18 protein-coding genes are annotated in these 19589 nt (G+C 43.1%); 14 read left to right on the top strand and 4 right to left on the bottom strand.

Going from position 1 to position 19589, the window contains the following annotated elements; translation table 11 throughout:
• Positions 1–54: 54 nt before the first annotated feature.
• Positions 55–957 (top strand): carbohydrate kinase family protein, encoded by a 903-nt coding sequence (locus PCY11_RS10155; RefSeq protein ID WP_049488424.1) that lies wholly within the window; start codon positions 55–57, stop codon positions 955–957.
• A gap of 329 nt (positions 958–1286) precedes the next feature.
• On the opposite strand, the gene rsmG is transcribed toward PCY11_RS10155, so the two are convergent.
• A complete protein-coding gene (gene rsmG, locus PCY11_RS10150) occupies positions 1287–2000 on the bottom strand; it encodes a 16S rRNA (guanine(527)-N(7))-methyltransferase RsmG (RefSeq protein ID WP_070845681.1) in 714 nt (237 codons plus the stop codon).
• Between the two features lie 70 nt (positions 2001–2070).
• Between rsmG and PCY11_RS10145 the strand changes: the two genes are divergently transcribed.
• A complete protein-coding gene (locus PCY11_RS10145; RefSeq protein ID WP_023918932.1) occupies positions 2071–2631 on the top strand; it encodes a LemA family protein in 561 nt (186 codons plus the stop codon).
• 1 nt (position 2632) lies between these two features.
• Entirely contained in the window at positions 2633–3529 is an 897-nt protein-coding gene (gene htpX / locus PCY11_RS10140) for a zinc metalloprotease HtpX (RefSeq protein ID WP_070845683.1), read from the top strand.
• A 298-nt stretch (positions 3530–3827) separates the two neighbouring features.
• Here htpX and PCY11_RS10135 read toward each other — a convergent pair whose 3' ends face one another.
• Both PCY11_RS10135 and PCY11_RS10130 read right to left on the bottom strand, forming a co-directional pair.
• The gene (locus PCY11_RS10135; protein ID WP_070845685.1) at positions 3828–5045 is read right to left on the bottom strand and encodes an MFS transporter; all 1218 of its coding nucleotides are present in this window, start codon (positions 5043–5045) and stop codon (positions 3828–3830) included.
• A gap of 283 nt (positions 5046–5328) precedes the next feature.
• Positions 5329–6189 carry a helix-turn-helix domain-containing protein gene (locus PCY11_RS10130; RefSeq protein ID WP_070845687.1) on the bottom strand — a complete coding sequence of 287 codons (861 nt, stop codon included), beginning with the start codon at positions 6187–6189 and terminating at the stop codon, positions 5329–5331.
• A 203-nt stretch (positions 6190–6392) separates the two neighbouring features.
• On the opposite strand from PCY11_RS10130, the gene PCY11_RS10125 reads away from it, so the two are divergent.
• The 11 genes from PCY11_RS10125 to der all read left to right on the top strand — a co-directional run bounded on the left by PCY11_RS10125 (position 6393) and on the right by der (position 18957).
• Positions 6393–6932: a DUF177 domain-containing protein gene (locus PCY11_RS10125; protein WP_003017358.1), complete on the top strand. Its 540-nt coding sequence runs from the start codon at positions 6393–6395 to the stop codon at positions 6930–6932.
• Between the two features lie 124 nt (positions 6933–7056).
• Positions 7057–8535 carry a flotillin family protein gene (locus PCY11_RS10120; RefSeq protein WP_003017392.1) on the top strand — a complete coding sequence of 493 codons (1479 nt, stop codon included), beginning with the start codon at positions 7057–7059 and terminating at the stop codon, positions 8533–8535.
• A gap of 169 nt (positions 8536–8704) precedes the next feature.
• Positions 8705–10129, top strand: coding sequence for an NADP-dependent phosphogluconate dehydrogenase (gene gndA / locus PCY11_RS10115; RefSeq protein WP_003008422.1), 1425 nt, complete (start codon positions 8705–8707; stop codon positions 10127–10129).
• A gap of 9 nt (positions 10130–10138) precedes the next feature.
• Entirely contained in the window at positions 10139–10837 is a 699-nt protein-coding gene (locus PCY11_RS10110; RefSeq protein WP_070845689.1) for a response regulator transcription factor, read from the top strand.
• A gap of 234 nt (positions 10838–11071) precedes the next feature.
• Positions 11072–13264 (top strand): PTS transporter subunit IIBC, encoded by a 2193-nt coding sequence (locus PCY11_RS10105; RefSeq protein WP_070845699.1) that lies wholly within the window; start codon positions 11072–11074, stop codon positions 13262–13264.
• 85 nt (positions 13265–13349) lie between these two features.
• Entirely contained in the window at positions 13350–14162 is an 813-nt protein-coding gene (locus tag PCY11_RS10100) for an endonuclease/exonuclease/phosphatase family protein (protein WP_070845691.1), read from the top strand.
• 164 nt (positions 14163–14326) lie between these two features.
• On the top strand, positions 14327–14800 hold the full coding sequence (nrdR, locus tag PCY11_RS10095) for a transcriptional regulator NrdR (protein WP_003005476.1): 474 nt from the start codon (positions 14327–14329) through the stop codon (positions 14798–14800).
• On the top strand, positions 14801–15979 hold the full coding sequence (locus PCY11_RS10090; RefSeq protein WP_070845693.1) for a DnaD domain protein: 1179 nt from the start codon (positions 14801–14803) through the stop codon (positions 15977–15979).
• Positions 15980–16879 carry a primosomal protein DnaI gene (dnaI, locus tag PCY11_RS10085; RefSeq protein WP_301362734.1) on the top strand — a complete coding sequence of 300 codons (900 nt, stop codon included), beginning with the start codon at positions 15980–15982 and terminating at the stop codon, positions 16877–16879.
• Positions 16876–17589, top strand: a complete 714-nt coding sequence (locus tag PCY11_RS10080) for a nitroreductase family protein (protein ID WP_070845696.1) — start codon at positions 16876–16878, stop codon at positions 17587–17589. The genes dnaI and PCY11_RS10080 overlap by 4 nt, the downstream gene beginning before the upstream one ends.
• A gap of 57 nt (positions 17590–17646) precedes the next feature.
• Positions 17647–18957, top strand: coding sequence for a ribosome biogenesis GTPase Der (der, locus tag PCY11_RS10075; RefSeq protein ID WP_003005632.1), 1311 nt, complete (start codon positions 17647–17649; stop codon positions 18955–18957).
• Positions 18958–19493: 536 nt separating this feature from the next.
• Here der and PCY11_RS10070 read toward each other — a convergent pair.
• A partial coding sequence (locus PCY11_RS10070; protein WP_301362722.1) for an IS3 family transposase occupies positions 19494–19589 on the bottom strand: 96 nt, incomplete at its 5' end.

Genomic DNA, 19589 nt, shown 5'->3' with positions numbered 1-19589 from the left:
GGTTGTTTTTTATCTTTCCTCTGGTATAATAGAAGGCAAAGTAAGGAGAAAAAGATGACAGCTGCCTTAATTATTGGTTCTACAGTTTGTGATGTGATGATTTACTTGGATCGTTTGCCGAGTCGTGAAGGAGATGCCCATATTGATCACCAGCAATGGTCTGTGGGAGGTTGTGCCTTTAATGTCGTTAATATCCTTCATTTTTTGTCGCAACCCTACCAGTTTGTCTCGCCAGTCGGTTCTGGAATATATGGTGATTTTATTCGGAGAGAGCTAAAACAATTAGGGATTTCCTCTAGCATCTCATTAGAAGGGGACAATGGTTGCTGTTACTGCTTTGTAGAGTCTGATGGTGAGAGGACCTTCTTATCGGATCACGGAGTGGAGTACAGCTTTCAAGCAGAGTGGCTAAAAGAGCTCGAGACAGATCGGTTTGATTACATCTACTTATGTGGCCTTGAAGTCGAGGAGCCAACCGGTCTTGCATTGGTCCAGTCTGTTTCGCAACTAGAAGGTCAGGTGATTTTTGCACCAGGGCCACGCGGACTCTTGATTCCAAAGGATCGACTGGAAGCAATTTATGATCTGCATCCAATTCTCCATGTTAATGAGGCTGAAGCACTGGCTTTTTCAGGGTGTAGAGAGATCCAGCCAGCCATCGAACACTTGTATCAGAGAACGGGACAATTAGTCATTGTCACCTTGGGTGAAAACGGAGCGGTTGCCTATGATGGCAACTGGTATGAAGCAGACGGTTTTCCAACAGAAGTTGTCGATACAGTAGGTGCTGGAGATAGCCATGTGGGAGCCTTTATATCCGCTCGTTTAGAAGGTTTAGATATGACGCAAGCCTTAAGATTTGCTAACAAAGTCTCTAGCCAGATTGTTGCAAGTAAGGGCGTTCATCTGACAAAAGAGCAACAAGAAGCCCTGCGAACAGAATTGAAACAAAAATAAAAAAGAGAGTGGGACAGAAATCGGTAATTCGTTAGAATTCGATTTCGTCGTCCCACCTCCGCACAGTTGAGTAGGGCTGTAAAAGCTGATGAAATCAGCGTAGTAGAGCCCACTCAACCACTGCGTCTTGCTCGACAATCCAAAAACAATTGAGAGGCTAGGACTTTTGTCCCAGCCTCTTATTTGACTTTATCCGCTTGGCCCTTTGTATCTTACTGAAATGAACACGGGCTGCGGATTGTGTCAAAAAGATGAATCCTCCTAGAATCTTTTGGATTCTGCGTCGAATTCCCTATTTTGACTTTATCCGCTTAGCCCTTTGTATCTTACTACAATGGACGCTTATTGGGCATGCCTGCTTTTCTTGGGTATTTATTGGGGGTTTCTTTTTTCTTTTCTACAAGAGTGATAAAGCGTGGATCCCCGTTTGGCAATTCATACTGTAGATTGTCTTCAACCTTGCTAAAGAGCAGGTTGAGGGCATTTTTGGCTTCTTCCAACTCTTCTGGAGCATTGCTGGCCTTGAGAGCAAGAAGCCGTCCTCCTACTTTCAGGTAAGGGATGGTCAGTTCAGAGAGGACCTGCATGCGGGCAACAGCGCGGGCAGTTACGATATCAAATTGGGCACGAAAGGCCTTGTCTTGTGCAAAGTCTTCAGCTCGTCCATGGTAGAAATGAACCCCATTTAAGCCCAACTCTTCAGCCAGCAAGTGGAGAAAATTGATCCGCTTATTAAGGGAATCAATGATGGTCACATCCAGCTCAGGGAAAAGGATCTTCATGGGTAGGCTGGGAAAGCCAGCGCCAGCTCCGATATCCAGGAGACGGATGGGTTGGTTTTCGATCAGGCCCTGTAAAATGGGTGCGATCGAATCATAAAAATGCTTGAGATAGACTTCGTCTTTTTCGGTGATGGCGGTGAGATTAATCTTTTCATTCCATTCCACGAGGAGCTCAAAATAGCGTTCGTATTGCTCTTTTTGACGATCAGTTAATGGAAAGCCGAGGTCGGCTAAACGGACATAAAATTCTTCTGGTTTCATGCTTTTATTTTACCACAAAATAAGGGAAATTTGATATACTGGTAGAAAGAAATGAAAGGAATTCAATAAAATGATTTGGATTATTCTTGGGATCATTGTGGTCCTTGTGTTGATTGTAGTAGGAGTTTACAACGGTTTGGTGAAAAGCCGCATGCAGACTCGCGAAGCTTGGAGTCAAATTGATGTGCAATTGAAACGTCGGAATGACTTGATTCCAAACTTGATCGAAACCGTTAAAGGCTATGCCAAGTACGAAGGAGATACACTAGCAAAAGTGACTCAACTTCGCCAACAAGTAGCGCAAGCTTCTTCACCTGCAGAAGCAATGGCAGCCAGTGATGCTCTTTCACGCCAAGTAGCAGGCATCTTTGCGGTGGCTGAAAATTACCCAGACTTGAAAGCCAACACCAACTTCATGCAATTGCAAGAAGAATTGACCAACACAGAAAACAAAATTTCTTATGCTCGTCAATTGTACAATAGTGTCACAAGCAATTACAATGTCAAGTTGGAAACTTTCCCAACAAACGTGATTGCTGGAATGTTCGGCTTCAGACAAGCTGAATTTCTTCAAGTGCCTGAAGAAGAAAAAGCAGTACCAAAGGTGGACTTTAGCGGATTAGGAGACTAATATGCTCTTTGACCAAATTGCAAGCAATAAAAGGAGAACCTGGATTCTCCTTATTGCTTTTTTCATACTCTTAGCTCTTATCGGAGCAGCCGTTGGTTACCTCTGGTTAGGCTCCTCCTTTGGTGGCGTCATCCTAGCTTTGATTATTGGTGGAATCTATGCCTTTAGCATGGTTTTTCAATCCACCGAAGTTGTCATGCGGATGAATGGGGCGCGTGAGGTAACGGAAGAGCAAGCCCCTCAACTCTACCATATTGTACAAGATATGGCTATGGTAGCCCAGATCCCCATGCCTCGGGTCTATATTGTAGATGATCCTTCTATGAATGCATTTGCGACAGGGTCCAATCCTCAAAATGCTGCTGTTGCAGCAACGACAGGTCTTCTAGCTGTGATGAACCGTGAGGAATTGGAGGGAGTCATCGGACATGAAGTCAGCCACATTCGCAATTACGATATTCGCATCTCTACGATTGCAGTGGCCCTTGCCAGTGCCATCACCATGCTTTCTAGCATTGGTGGCCGGATGATGTGGTGGGGCGGTGGCCGTAGCCGGGACGATGATCGAGAAGGTAGCGGTGGTTTAGAAATTATTATTCTGATCCTTTCCTTGCTTGCCATCGTTTTAGCGCCATTAGCAGCGACCCTGGTCCAGTTAGCCATTTCTCGTCAACGGGAGTTCCTAGCAGACGCTTCAAGTGTCGAATTGACACGGAATCCTCAAGGGATGATCAATGCTTTGTTAAAACTAGACAATAGCGAACCCATGCAACGACATGTCGATGATGCGAGCAGTGCTCTTTTTATCAACGATCCAAAAAAAGAATCCGGATTGCAAAAACTCTTTTATACCCACCCACCCATTGCTGAGCGAGTGGCTCGCCTAAGAAAAATGTAAAAAATCCATCATTAGCAGGATTGAGAGTGTGGGAAAACTGTTTTTCTTTATAAATCTAATAAATTCTATACAAATAAAAGAAATTTATTCTTTAGAATTATTAACTCATCTATTGAAACTTTCCGCCGTGAGAAAAGTGCCTGAAGCTATTTAGTTTCAGGCACTCGGAATTATTGAGACCTTAGACTCAATAATTAGTCATGGAACTTCTTCGAAGTTCGCTGACGTCCGTCCTCACCTAAGGAAAGTTTTTAAGATGACTTTGTCCTCAAGCTCAATCCACCAAACGGTGGATTTTTTATTTGGTTGTTAAGAGGAGGGTAGTGAAACCAAGGATGGCAAAGATCCCCCAAGCTAGGGGAAGGCTCCAGATAGCTAGACTAGAAAAGAGAGCTGTTCCAAGTGGCATAGCAAAGCTGACCATCAGTCCCAAAAAGCTAGAGGTAGAAGCTAATTTTTCAGCGGGTAATTTGCTCATTAAAAGACTGGAAACTTTTGGATTGATTTTTGCTACAAGATAACCAAGGAAAGTGATGAGTAGAAGGGAAAGGAAATCCCAGTGCACCAGAATATTTGTGAGCCCAAGCATAGTCAGCCCACCTGTGATCCAAAGGAGGATATGGTGGAGCGATTGCTTGGAAAAATAGTCATGGGGTGTCAGGCTAGCCCAGACCATGCTTAAAATAGTCACTGCCTCTAAGATCAAGAGGGATTGGCTAAAGCTCAACTGAAAGAAGGGGGAGTGAAGCAGTTGTAAATTGTAGATACCTGAGATGGATCCCCCAAGGGCATTGATGAGAACCAATGAGAAGAGCAACTTGCCAAAGTGGTGAACCTCCTCATCTGAAAAAATACTTTTGGCGTTCTGGTACATCTCTTGGCATTCGTGTACCAAAGAATTCTTACTTTTGGGCTCAATGACGGGATCATGTGTCAGCTGCTTTTTTCTAATCAAGAGACAGGTAGAAGACAGGAGAAAAGTCACTGCATTGATCGAAGCGACCAGGGCAAAATTTTGATGGCTGATGGTTAGCAACCAAACTCCTAGAGCTTGTCCAGAAATCGAACAGACCATACTAAGTAGTTGGTTGAAGGAATAGGCTTCCATCAAATCCTCGTCGGGGATGTTCTTTTTCATGATGGGGAGTTGCAAGCCTCCGCGATAATCGCTCAAACAATCTGAAACAATGTTTAAAAAGCAAACAATCGAAAAGGCTAGGTAACCTGGAATCTTGGTCATGAGAGCAATAAGGATGAAGAGGATGGCTTGAAGATAGCCAATGCGGATCAACCAGTTAGCTTTTTTCTTCGTGCGGTCAGCCTTCATCCCGACAAAAATGGTAAAGAGGCTAGGAATAAATACAATGAGATTGGCAATGCCAACTGCTAGGCTCGGCTGTGGCATGCTGGCAGCAAAGACCACAAAGACCAGATTGTAGATGGCAGCACCCAGGGTATTCAAAAAGCGAGAAAGACTAAGTAAGGCAAAAATCTTATTACGGACTAAGAGTTTCATAAGCCTTCCTCCTTCACGTGATTAGTGGGTAGGACTTGTTTGATGGATCGAAAGATCTGTTTGAAGAGCTCCATTTTCTCATCTTCAGAGAGAGCTAGTTCCTGATCCTTCAGATAAATGCTGGTATGTGAGAGAAGAAAGCGGAGGAAGTAGCTTTTTAGTTTGGTTATCATGGGAAGAACCTTCTTTCTTTACTTGATAGTCCTATTGTAAACCTAAAAAGCAAGAAAAAAATAATGTTGCATATTTTCAACAAAAACTCACAGAGTAGATCTGTGAGTTTTTAGGATTTATTGATCAGTTCTTGCAGGCCCTGTTTGTAGTAGTTGGCACTGTCCTTACAATCCAGAATAGAGAGAACCTGGATGGCCTGTTCCATCTTTTCAAGACCGATTTCTTTTTCTCCCTTTCGATAGAGAAATTCTCCTTTGGCATAGAGATAAACCGTCCGATGGTAGGCTTCATTTTCAGAGTAAAAGTGGTCCTTGATCAACTGATCAAAATAGATCGCGTCTTCAAATTCATTCGAACTAGTGGCCAGAAAGAAGCCATTGAGAAAAATAGAGTTAAGGGCAGGACGAGAGGAATCTAGGAGAAGTTTGAAATCCTCCCGTTGAACCAACTCCTCTGTGTATTGTCGATAAAGCTGACTAGAGAAAAGAGGAGAGGTCAGAGAGAACAGGTTCAATTCAAAATTTCCCCAGATCATGACAGAGAAGAGATAATCATGGAGGAAATCCAGTTCCTCTTGGCTAGCGGTGAGCTCCACCTCAGGATAGAAGCCAAGCATTTGGGCCTTGAGAATAATGCTGGCTAAGAGGTCTTCTTTTTTGTGATGTTTCTGATAGGCTAGCTGGTAGTTTTGGTACAAGGCTTGATCGTGTTCCAAGCTCATGTTTTCATAGTGCTCTTTCAACAATTTGGGAATAAAAGAGTGCTGATCGATTCCAGCTAGATGAGAGAACTCACTGAGGCTGGTTTTGATCTGTTGCAAAGCCTGAAAAAACCGTTGGGTCGTCAGGTCATTTTCCCCTCTTTCAAATCGAGATAACATGGAGCGCGAAAATTCGCCACCCGTAGCTTCCTCTAAAGAGATGTGACGACTTTCACGTATTTGCCGAAAAACTGCTCCGATTTCTTTCATGAATTCTCCTCTATCTAACATTGCTCAATGCCCTAGCCAGTGACCCTCTTTTGTCCAAGAGATGGTGGGACCTTGTGTACAACACCAATTGGCCTAGTTACTGTATCTTTTTCATGATTATAACAAATTTTTGAGGAGACTTCTTGGTTGAGGGGCAGCTTCATGATATACTAGTAGTATCTAGAAGATTTGAGGACAAAAGAATGAACCTATTTACACAAGAAATCCGTAAAAATCCTGAAGGACTAGCTTTTGATCAAGAGTTGGATTTGCTCAAGGAATTGCAAAAGCGTAATCCAGAAATTCTTGATTTAAAGAATGTGACAGCGACAGGACGAGTAGCCTATGATACAGGCCTCTATATCTTGGATTACCAGTTGAGCTACACCATCGTTTTGGCATCTAGCCGAAGCATGGAGCCTGTCGAGCTTCAAGAGAGCTATCCTGTAACAGAGGTGTTTGCGGAGGATGTACAGTCTGACGCAGACATCGAGGCCCTAGAGGAAGACTTGATCCTTCCAATCGAAGGTGGGAAGATTGACCTGAGTGAGAGTGTAGCGGATAATATCCTGCTCAATATTCCCCTCAAGGTTCTTACTCCAGAAGAAGAGGCTGGACAAGGTTTTATCGAAGGCAATGATTGGAAAATCCTATCCGAAGAAGAATACCAAGCCGCTCAAGCGATTAAGAAAGAAGAAAACAGTCCTTTCGCTGGTCTAAATGGCTTGTTTGACGAAGAATAAGCTAGAGATTGCATTTGATAAATTTAGACATAAATACAGGTCTTTTCTTTGAGGAAAGGCCTTCTTTTGATATACTAGGATTAATAAACAACAGAGGGGAGACCTCTAAAAAAGGAGAAAAAGTATGGATACTTTATTTATTCCAGGTTGGTTGATTACTTTTGTAATCGTAGCCATTCTTGTATTGATCTTATTGGTCAAAGGGTATGTCAACGCTAAACCCAACGAAGTCGTGGTCATTACCGGTCTTCGGAAGCAACGTCACTTGCGTGGGAAAGCAGGCTTTATGATTCCCTTTGTCGAACAACGCTCTTATCTTGATATTGAGCAATTCTCGACAGATGTTCGGACGTCAGAAGCAGTCCCAACACTGGACTTCATTAACGTCCGTGCCGATGCAGCTGTTAAATTAAAAATCGGTACAACCGATGAAATGATTGCCCGGGCTGCAGAAAACTTCTTGAACTGGAATACGACAGATATTTCCAATTCTGTCCAAGATGTCTTGGAAGGAAACTTGCGGGAAGTGATCGGTCAGATGGAGCTCCGTAAGATGGTCAATGACCGTCAAGAGTTTGCCTCAAAAGTGCAAGACAACGTAGCGCCAGACTTGGCTAAAATGGGTCTAGAAGTCATCGCCTTTACGGTTCAATCCTTCTCTGATGAAGGGGGAGTCATCGATAACCTCGGGATTGAAAATGTTGAAACCATTAAGAAAGATGCCTTGATTGCCAAAGCCAAAGCAGAACGCGAACGCAAGGAAGTTGAAGCAGAACAAGATAAATTGGCCAACGACAAACGCGTCGCAGCCGATCTTGAAATTGCGCAAAAACAAAACGAATTAAAACTCAAACAAGCAGCCCTCAAGCAAGAAGCAGATATTGCCCAAGCAAAAGCGGATGCCGCTAAAGGGATTGAGGCAGAGGTGCAACGTCGTGAACAAGAGCGCGTGGCAGCCGAAGCTAATATCATGAAACAGGAAAAAGAAGCGGAAGTCAAAGAGCGCGAAGTTAAGGTTCGTGAGCAAGAATTGGATGCCAACATCCGCAAACAAGCTGAAGCTGAAAAATATGCGCGTCAACAAGCTGCAGAAGCAGAATTGATTGAACGCCAACGCAAGGCGGAAGCAGAACTCTTCGAAACACAAAAAGAAGCCGAAGCTCGAAAAGCCCAAGCCGAAGCTGAGAAATTTGCCCAATTGCAAGAGGCCGAAGCTATTGAGGCTAAAGGTCGTGCCGAGGCTGAAGCCATTCGCTTGAAACTGGAAGCTGAAGCCAAAGGTTTGGACCAAAAGGCCGAAGCGATGAAGAAAATGCAAGAAGCAGCCATTACTGAAATGGTCGTTGACAAGTTGCCTGAAATTGCGCGTGCTGTCGCTGAACCATTAACCAAGGTGGATAAGATCACCATGTACGGGGAAGGCAATGCTTCTAAGATGGTGGGCGATATTATGCAAAGTATCGACCAAGTCTCTCAAGGAGCTGGATTTGATATTCGTCAATTGCTAGCAGGAGCTCTTGGGGTCAATATGACGGTCAATAAACTCAAAGAAGGAGAACAACCGGTCATTGAAGCAGAGGAGTTAGCTTCTAAAGAAGATTAATACCATTCTTAAGAAAGTGTCTGAGAACTGTTTCTCGGGCACTTTTATTTTGAAGATCAAATGATTTGCAGGAGCTTCTCCTTCTTGGAGAAGGCGGGAAGCTATTTTCTGCTTTCTTTTGAGGAGGAAAAATGGTAGAATAAATGCAAACTATAAAGAGGAGTGTCACATGACTAAAGCAAACTTTGGTGTTGTTGGTATGGCCGTAATGGGTCGTAACCTTGCCCTTAATATCGAATCTCGTGGCTACACAGTTGCCATTTTTAACCGTAGTAAAGAAAAAACAGAAGATGTGATTGCTTGCCATCCTGATAAAAACTTTGTGCCAAGCTATGATATCGAAAGCTTCGTAAACTCAATCGAAAAACCACGTCGTATCATGCTCATGGTTCAAGCAGGACCTGGTACAGACGCAACTATCCAAGCACTTCTTCCACATTTGGATAAAGGTGATATTTTGATCGACGGAGGAAACACTTTCTATAAAGATACCATCCGTCGTAATGAAGAGTTGGCGAACTCAGGGATCAACTTTATCGGTACAGGTGTATCTGGTGGTGAAAAAGGTGCCCTTGAAGGTCCTTCTATCATGCCTGGTGGACAAAAAGAAGCATATGACTTGGTAGCTGACGTTCTTGAAGAAATCTCTGCAAAAGCGCCTGAAGATGGAAAACCATGTGTGACTTACATCGGTCCTGATGGAGCTGGTCACTACGTGAAAATGGTCCACAATGGGATTGAGTACGGTGATATGCAATTGATCGCAGAAAGCTATGACCTCATGCAACACTTGCTTGGTCTTTCTGCAGAAGACATGGCTGAAATCTTCACTGAATGGAACAAGGGTGAATTGGACAGCTACTTGATCGAAATCACTGCTGATATCTTGAAACGCAAAGACGACGAAGGTCAAGATGGACCAATCGTAGACTACATCTTGGACGCTGCAGGCAACAAAGGAACTGGTAAATGGACGAGCCAATCAGCGCTTGACCTTGGTGTACCATTGTCACTCATCACTGAGTCAGTATTTGCTCGTTACATCTCTGCCTACAAAGAAGAACGTGTACACGCTAGCAAGGTTCTTCCAAAACCAGCTGCCTTCAAATTTGAAGGAGACAAGGCTGAGTTGATCGAAAAAATTCGTCAAGCCCTTTACTTCTCAAAAATCATCTCTTACGCACAAGGTTTTGCGCAATTGCGTGTTGCTTCTAAAGAAAACAACTGGAACTTACCATTTGCGGACATCGCATCTATCTGGCGCGATGGATGTATCATCCGTTCTCGTTTCTTGCAAAAGATCACAGATGCTTACAACCGCGATGCAGATCTTGCTAACCTTCTATTGGATGAGTACTTCTTGGATGTCACTGCTAAGTACCAACAATCAGTTCGTGACATTGTAGCTCTTGCTGTTCAAGCAGGTGTACCTGTACCAACCTTCTCAGCAGCCATCACTTACTTCGATAGCTACCGTTCAGCGGATCTTCCAGCAAACTTGATCCAAGCACAACGTGACTACTTTGGTGCTCACACTTACCAACGTAAAGACAAAGAAGGTACCTTCCACTATTCTTGGTACGACGAAAAATAATCTTGCTCTATGGTCAAACGAGTTCTACTAGTAGAAAATGAGAAGCAAATCGCTCGTTTCATTGATTTGGAACTTCAAAAAGAGGGGTATCAAGTTGATGTGGTCGAGGATGGAAAAGCGGGTCTGTCCTTGATTGCTGCGACCAAATATGATCTGATCTTGTTTAATTACGATTTGTCAGATATGTCTGGTGAAACATTCGCAGAGGAAATCAGTCGGATTCGCCCAGCTTCTGTTTTGATTGTTTTGGATAGCCGCGAAAAAATTGCTGAGCACAAAGAGAGTATTCAGCGCTTTGCCGTTTCCTATATGGTCAAACCCTTTATTATCAGCGATTTGGTAGATAAGATCACAGCCATTTTTAGAGGACGTGATTATATTGACCAACATTGTAGCCAGATGAAAATCCCAACATCATACCGCAATTTGCGCATTGATGTGGAACACCATACCGTCTATCGTGGGAAAGACATGATTAGTTTGACCCGCAGGGAGTATGATCTCTTAGCGACTCTGATGGGAAGCAAAGGGGTGGTGACACGAGATCAGTTGTTGGAAAGTGTCTGGAAGTACGAGAGTACAGGTGAGACTAATATTGTGGACGTCTATATCCGTTATCTCCGTGGGAAAATTGATCTACCCGGTCAAAAAAGCTATATTAAGACCGTTCGTGGGATTGGCTATGCCATGCAAGACGCATTAGAATAAAATATTCGAACCCTTAGAGGGTTCGAATATTTTTATACTTCAAGGGAAACGTTTGCGTTCGGGAAGGATGGGTTTTAAAAAGGATTTGGCTTAAAAAAGATAAAAAAAGATAAAATTTGGAGAAAAAAATGAATGTAAGGCTTTACAAATTTTTAAAATATGGTATACTAGAAACAAATTAAGCGCAAACGTTTTCTTAAAACAAAGCCTTAAACAATATAAGGAGGTTGAATGATGAACAAAGGATCATTCAAAAGTTTATTTAGCTTTGAATTCTGGCAGAAGTTCGGTAAGGCCTTGATGGTCGTTATCGCTGTCATGCCAGCGGCTGGGTTGATGATTTCAATCGGGAAATCTATCCCTATGATCAACCCGAATTTATCTCCACTTGTTATTACAGGTGGAATTCTCGAACAAATCGGTTGGGGGGTTATCGGAAACCTTCACATCCTCTTTGCCCTTGCTATCGGTGGTAGCTGGGCCAAAGAACGTGCAGGGGGTGCCTTTGCAGCTGGTCTTTCTTTCATCTTGATTAACCGTATTACCGGTGCAGTTTTCGGAGTGACATCTGCAATGTTAGCTGATAAGGCTGCTACGGTTCACACAATCTTCGGTGGATCAATTAAAGTTGCGGACTACTTTATCAGTGTTCTTGAAGCTCCAGCTCTTAATATGGGGGTATTTGTAGGGATTATCTCAGGTTTCGTTGGAGCAACTGCCTTCAATAAATACTACAACTACCGTAAACTCCCAGAAGCCCTTTCTTTCTTCAACGGGAAACGCTTTGTACCATTCGTTGTTATCGTTCGTTCAGCTCTAACAGCCTTGGTTCTGTCAGCCTTGTGGCCAGTAGTTCAATCAGGAATTAATGGATTTGGTGTTTGGATCGCCAACTCACAATCAACAGCTCCAGTATTGGCACCATTCTTGTTTGGTACCTTGGAACGTCTTCTCTTGCCATTTGGTCTTCACCACATGTTGACCATTCCAATCAACTATACTCAATTGGGTGGTAGCTACCAAGTTCTTACAGGTGCTGCCAAAGGAACAACTGTATTTGGACAAGATCCACTTTGGTTGGCTTGGGTAACAGACCTTGTCAACTTGAAGAAAGCAGATCCTAGTCAGTATCAACACTTGCTTAAAGCATACGTACCAGCTCGTTTCAAAGTTGGTCAAATGATCGGATCTTTCGGTATCTTGATGGGAATCGTGGTGGCTATCTACCGCAATGTGGACCCAGATAAAAAAGAAAAATACAAAGGAATGCTTGTTGCGACTGCTCTTGCAACCTTCTTGACAGGTGTTACAGAACCAATTGAATACATGTTCATGTTCATTGCAACACCATTGTACTTGATCTACGCCTTTGTTCAAGGTGCTGCCTTTGCAATGGCTGACTTGGTTCACCTTCGTGTTCACTCATTCGGTTCAATCGAGTTCTTGACACGTACACCAATGGCCATCAACGCTGGTTTGGCACTAGATATCTTTAACTTTGTATGGGTAACAGTCCTCTTTGGATTTATCATGTACTTCATTGCTAACTTCATGATTAAGAAATTCAATTATGCGACTCCAGGACGTAACGGTAACTATGAACAAAATGATGATGCCCCTGCAGGAGATGGTGCAGCAGCAGGTGCTGCTACAAGCTCAGCAAGCTCACAAGTCATTAACATTATCAACCTTCTTGGTGGACGTGCTAACATCGTCGACGTTGACGCATGTATGACTCGTCTTCGTGTAACCGTTAAGGACGCTGAAAAAGTCGGAACAGAAGAACAATGGAAAGCTGAAGGCGCTATGGGTCTTGTCATGAAAGGACAAGGGGTCCAAGCGATCTACGGACCTAAAGCTGACGTATTGAAATCTGATATCCAAGACGTTCTTGATTCAGGTGAAGTCATTCCTGAAACACTTCCTAGCCAAATGACAGCAGTTCAAAAGGCTGAAGCAACCTTTAAAGGGGTAACTGATGAAGTTCACTCTGTTGCAGATGGTGAAGTGATCAACATCGAAGATGTGAAAGATCCTGTATTCTCACAAAAAATGATGGGAGACGGATTTGCAGTTGAGCCTGAAAATGGCCACATCGTTTCACCAGTTGCTGGTAAAGTTACTAGTGTCTTCCCAACCAAACATGCCCTTGGTTTGGTAACAGATAATGGTTTGGAAGTCTTGGTTCACATTGGTCTAGATACTGTTAGTCTTGAAGGAAAACCATTTGAGGTTAAAGTTTCTGAAGGTCAAACAGTGGCTGCTGGAGACCTCTTGGTAGAAGCAGACCTTGATGCGATCCGTGCAGCTGGTCGTGAAACTTCAACAATTGTTGTCTTCACAAATGCAGATGCGATTAAATCAGTTAAGGTCGAACATACTGGTAAATTGGCTGCAAATACGCCTGTTGCAACAGTAGAATTATAAGAGATGTCGGCAAAGAAAACGAGGTTGGGGCAGTGTACCCGGCCTCTTGCCGTTTCTTGATTTGAAAAGAAGGAGAAATCAGGGGATGAAATTTTTAACATTAAATTCCCATAGTTGGATGGAAGAGAATGCCCAGCAAAAATTTGAGACCCTCAAGGAGCAAATTTTAGAAGCACAATATGATGTGATCTGTTTCCAAGAGGTCAATCAAGAAATGGCCTCAGAAGCAGTTAAAACGGATGAGTATTATCAAGCTTTGCCATCAGCTGTAGCCATTCACAAGGATCACTTTGTTCGCGTATTGGTTGAGGAGTTGGCTGCTCAAGGTCTTCACTATTACTGGACTTGGGCCTACAACCATATTGGCTATGATCACCTCAATGAGGGTGTGGCCGTTCTTTCGCGTCAACCCTTGAAGGCGGATGAGATTTTGGTATCCAATATGGATGATCCAACGGACTACCATACCCGCCGAGTAGCTGTTGCCCATACAAGTGTAGATGGCAAAGAGATTGCTGTTGCCAGCGTCCATCTTTCTTGGTGGGACAAAGGTTTCCAATTTGAGTGGCCACGCATTGAGAACTACTTCAGCCAAGTAGGCAAACCTTTTATTCTAGCTGGTGATTTCAATAATCCTGCTGGTCAAGAAGGGTATGAAACGATTCTATCCAGTTCGCTAAAACTTCAAGATAGTTTTATCGAAGCCAAAGAAACAAAGGGGACTTATACTGTAGGTCCTGGAATCGATGGCTGGACGGATAATCAAGTTCCATTGCGAATCGATTACGTCTTTGCAAGTCCAGAATGGGACATCCAGCGTCTACATGTCATTTTTGATGATCAAAACAAACCCCATGTCAGTGATCACTATGGCTTAGAAGCTGAATTATCACTTTAATATAAATGGAGAGTCGAAAGGAAAACGATTTTATTCAATCGTCCTTCGACTCTTTTTTATGGATCAATGAGGAGCAACCATAGGGGATTCTCCTGTTCTTCTGCTTTCTTTACGATTCAATTTATGGTAAAATGAAGTGTTAAAACAGTTTAAGGAGGTAGCAAATGCGTTGTCCAAAATGTGGTGGAAGTAAGTCTAGTGTGGTGGATAGTCGACAAGCTGAAGATGGGAACACCATCCGTCGTCGCAGGGAATGCGAAGAATGCCATTATCGCTTTACTACCTACGAACGAGTGGAAGAGCGGACCCTAGTGGTTGTCAAAAAGGATGGGACACGCGAGCAATTTTCTCGTGATAAAATCTTTAATGGTATTATCCGCTCAGCTCAAAAACGGCCTGTTTCTAGTGATGAAATCGAAGAAATTGTGAATCGGATCGAGCAAAAGGTTCGCAGCCAAAGTGATAATGAAATCAACAGTGAGTATATTGGTTCGTTGGTCATGGATGAGTTAGCAGATTTAGATGAGATCACCTATGTCCGTTTTGCTAGTGTTTACCGGAGTTTCAAGGATGTCGGTGAGTTAGAAACCCTCTTGAAACAAATTACGAAGGGAACCAAGAAGAAAAAGGAAAAATAGATGAAGCCCAATACGCCTTTCGCATTTTTAAAAAATAATCTTCTTCCACCGGCAGGGGCTGCATTGGAGCAGTATTACCTGCCTATTTTGGAGATGGAAACGGTAACGGTTTATCGTTATCTGCTGGCCTCTTATGATCAGGATGAAAAACAATATTTACTGGCTCAAATCCTCAATCATTTGAATATAGGATTTCCACAGTTGCTACTGGCTTTTGACCGGTTAATTGCCATGGGGTTGATCGATCTCTATGAGGAAGAAGTTGGGATCACCATTCAGTTACATGCTCCTCTTGAGGCAGGAGAATTTTTTTCGAATGCTGTTTTCAAACGCTTGCTTGAAAAAAAGATTGGGGAAAAGGCCGTGGAAGATCTGCTCCCAGTACGCTCTTTAGGGACTAGACGGCAAGTTTCCTTCTCGCAAGTCTTTGGAATAGATGCTGGGGAGACGACCGTTCTTCCAAGTAAGAAACAGCAGTTCGATATGGAGATGTTTAAGCGAATGATGGTGCGTGATGGACTTCGTTTTGCGGATGAAGGAGAAGCAACCCTAGCTCTCTTTGCCATCGCAGAAGAGCAACAATGGACCTGGTATGAAACCTATCTCCTAGCAAAAGAAACGGCTGTAGACCGGATTGTCTCTCCAAAGAGAATGAAGCAAAAGTTGGCTCAGGCCAACCAAGAGCAACCCCGCATGTCCTATAGCCGTCAGGAAGAAACCATTCTGAGAGAAGCTAAGGCAAAATCCAGCCTACAATTTCTAGCGGAGATTAAGAAGGCACGCAATGCGACCATTACGCAGAGCGAACGCAAGACTTTATCCAAGTTAGCTGATCTAGGCTTACTAGATGAGGTGATCAATATTATCTTATTGTTGACCTTTAACAAGACCCAGTCTGCTAATCTCAATGAAAAGTATGCTTTGAAGGTAGGAAATGATTTTTCTTATCAAGGGGTCAACAGTGCAGAACTAGCGATTTTAAAAGTTCGAGAACGCCAGGAACAAGCTAAGGCTCAAGGAAACAAGGGGACGAGTCCTACATCAGCCAAGGGCAAGAACAGCAATGTTCCCAAGTGGAGCCAACCAAACTATCAAAATCAAACCAGTCAAGCAGAAAAGGTGGATCTTGCTAAAGAGAAACAACGCCTGTTAGAAAAACTGAATCAAGGAGGTGAGTAGATGGAAAGTGTAGGTCAAACTATGTCTCACATGAACCGTGCGCATCAATTTAACTATGAGGATTTGGTCGCACAGATCTTGGCAGACCAAGAAGTTGCTGCCTTTATCAAGGTCCAGTCTTTGTCTGAACAAGAAATTCGACGGAGTATTTCAAAATTTAATCAATACATTAGTGAACGCAACCGTTTCTTATTGAGAGATCCGGATTATATTGCCAAAGGTTATAAGCCCATCCTCACCATGAATGAAGGCTATGCAGATGTCGCTTATGAGGAAACGCCAGAGTTAATCGAAGCCCAAAAACGAGCTGCGATCAACCAACGTCTCAACTTGATCAATCTCCCTTCAACCTTGAAAGAAGCGAGTCTAGCCAAGGTAGAGCTCGATGATAAGGGGCGATTTGAGGCCTTTGAGGAATTAGCCAATTTTGTGGCCAACTATCCAGAATATCAAAAGGGGATCTACCTCTATGGTGATTTTGGAGTAGGAAAGAGCTACATGATGGCAGCCTTGGCTCATGATTTATCCGAAAAACGCCAGGCCTCTACTACCCTACTTCATTTTCCAAGTTTTGCGATCGATGTTAAAAATGCCATCAGTTCAGGCCTGGTCAAAGAAACCGTCGATCAGGTGAAAAAAGCCGAAATTTTAATTCTCGATGATATCGGTGCGGAACAGATGTCAGCCTGGGTGCGAGATGAAATCTTACAAGTGATTTTGCAGCACCGAATGCAGGAAAATCTCCCAACCTTCTTTACTTCTAACTTTAATTTTGAAGAGTTGGAACGTCATTTTGCAGCTTCGCGCAATGGGGATGAAACCTGGCAGGCCAAACGGGTCATGGAGCGCGTGAAATTTTTAGCCAAGGAAATCCATCTGGAAGGAGTCAATCGCCGATGAATGAAACCATCCGTTTAATGAAATCTCATTTTTCTGTTCGCCGTTTTAAGAAAGAAGCCATCAAAGAAGCTGACCTCAAGGAAATTTTATCAGCTGGGCAGATGGCATCAAGTTGGAAAAATTTTCAGTCTTATTCTGTGATTGTGGTCAAAAGCAAGGAAAAGAAAGAAGCCCTCTACGACTTGCTTCCTCAAGAAGCGATTCGCCAATCAGCCGTCTTTCTCCTCTTTGTTGGGGATTTAAACCGTGCTGGAAAAGCTGTCAAACTTCATGAGCAGGATTTCCATCCTGAAGGGGTGGACAACTTACTGATCACCTCAGTGGATGCGGCTCTAGCAGCTCAAAATACACTATTGGCAGCTGAAAGTCTCGGCTATGGTGGAGTCATTATCGGCATGTTGCGCTATTGTTCAGAGGAAGTCGCAGAACTCTTCCGTCTGCCAGACTATACCTACCCTGTTTTTGGGATTGCTCTCGGAGTACCTAACCAGCAACATGCAGTGAAACCACGTTTGCCATTGGAGCAGGTTGTTTTTGAAGAAGTATACCAAGAACAAGACCTATCAGTTGTGACTACCTATGACAAGGTTCAGGCAGATTATGCTGGAGCGCGTGCAACAGATAGCTGGAGCGAGCGCCTTGCAGCTCAATTTGGTCAACCTGAACAAGAAGAGACCAAAAAACTACTAGAAAAACACAAACTATTATGAAATGAAGAGAGGCGTTCTTGAACCGAAGTTATGCCTTTCATTAGAAAAGAGGAAATCATGGCCCTACCAACTATTGCGATTGTAGGCCGTCCCAATGTCGGAAAATCTACACTCTTTAACCGGATTGCCGGTGAGCGGATTTCCATCGTTGAGGATGTAGAAGGAGTTACTCGTGACCGCATTTATGCAACAGCTGAGTGGTTAAATCGAAAATTTAGTATCATTGATACAGGGGGAATTGATGACGTAGATGCTCCATTTATGGAGCAAATCAAGCATCAGGCAGAAATTGCCATGGACGAAGCAGATGTGATCGTCTTTGTCGTTTCTGGGAAAGAAGGGATCACGGACGCTGATGAATATGTCACTCGTATCTTGTATAAGACCCATAAACCGGTCATTCTTGCAGTCAACAAGGTGGATAACCCAGAGATGCGCAATGATATCTATGACTTTTATGCCTTAGGACTGGGTGAGCCACTACCGGTCTCTTCTGTCCACGGGATCGGAACTGGGGATGTGCTCGATGCCATCATTGAAAATCTCCCGAATGAAACAGAAGAAGAAAATCCAGATATCATTAAATTTAGCTTGATTGGTCGTCCAAATGTTGGAAAATCAAGCTTGATCAATGCGATCCTTGGAGAAGACCGAGTTATCGCAAGCCCTGTTGCTGGAACTACACGGGATGCCATCGATACCCATTTTACCGATGCAGATGGCCAAGAATTTACCATGATCGATACAGCTGGTATGCGTAAATCTGGTAAAATCTATGAAAACACTGAGAAATATTCTGTCATGCGTGCCATGCGTGCCATCGACCGTTCAGATGTGGTTTTGATGGTCATTAATGCCGAAGAAGGGATTCGGGAGTATGACAAGCGGATCGCTGGCTTTGCTCACGAAGCTGGTAAAGGTATGATCATTGTTGTCAACAAATGGGATACCATTGAAAAAGACAACCATACCATGAAGCAGTGGGAAGATGACATTCGCGATCAATTCCAATACCTTTCTTATGCGCCGATTGTTTTTGTCTCTGCCTTAACCAAACAACGCTTGCACAAGTTGCCAGAGATGATCAAACAGATCAGTGAGAGTCAAAATACACGGATTCCTTCAGCTGTCTTGAACGATGTGATTATGGATGCCATTGCCATTAATCCAACGCCGACCGACAAAGGAAAACGCCTCAAGATCTTCTATGCGACACAAGTGGCAACCAAGCCGCCAACTTTTGTGGTCTTTGTTAACGAAGAAGAACTGATGCACTTCTCATACCTCCGTTTCTTGGAGAACCAAATTCGCAAGGCCTTTGTTTTTGAAGGAACTCCAATCCATTTGATTGCGCGGAAACGGAAGTAGGGAATATGCGAAAAATAACTGTTTTGATGAAATTTTTGCTTACCAGCCTCATCATTGTTTTCTTAACAGCCTGTCAATCAACACGTTAAGAAAAGTATCAGGGATCTTATGGAAATGGTGATGAGACGACTATTCTAACTGTAAAAAACAATGAGATCCTTAAGACGGAGTTCTGGAAAGAACTGCCCGATATTGATGCTTCTGATTCATTGGAATTTAACTCAGCGAAGGATAGTTTGCTTGAAAATTATGGTCATATCAAGGGAAGGACTATACTGTTGAAAAGTCCAAGTCAGGCCATTTGCAGATCCATATAGTGACAGATTTTTCAAAATTGGACCTAAAAACTTGGAACAAAGCTTTTAAGTCGAATAATAAATTGAAGGACTTAACTGACTATATTAAAACGAAAAAAATGTTAGAAGAAAACGGGATGGTCAAGGTTCGATAAAGTTCGAGCATGATTGAAAAATAAGTAAAAAGGACTCTTTGTCAACTGCAAGAGTGTACTGACCCCAAAAAGTTAGACAAATAATTTAAGTTAAGGATTTAGTCCTGTATTGCACAGGACTAAGTCCTTTTAGTTTTACCTTAATTCGTTTGTTGTTGTAATAGTCAATATAGTTTACAAT

Origin of the sequence: Streptococcus sp. SP8 (genome assembly GCF_030440045.1) — a bacterium.
Classification (GTDB): domain Bacteria; phylum Bacillota; class Bacilli; order Lactobacillales; family Streptococcaceae; genus Streptococcus; species Streptococcus parasanguinis_I.
The sequence above is the reverse complement of the archived record's forward strand: the minus strand, read 5'-3'. Positions and strand labels throughout refer to the sequence as shown.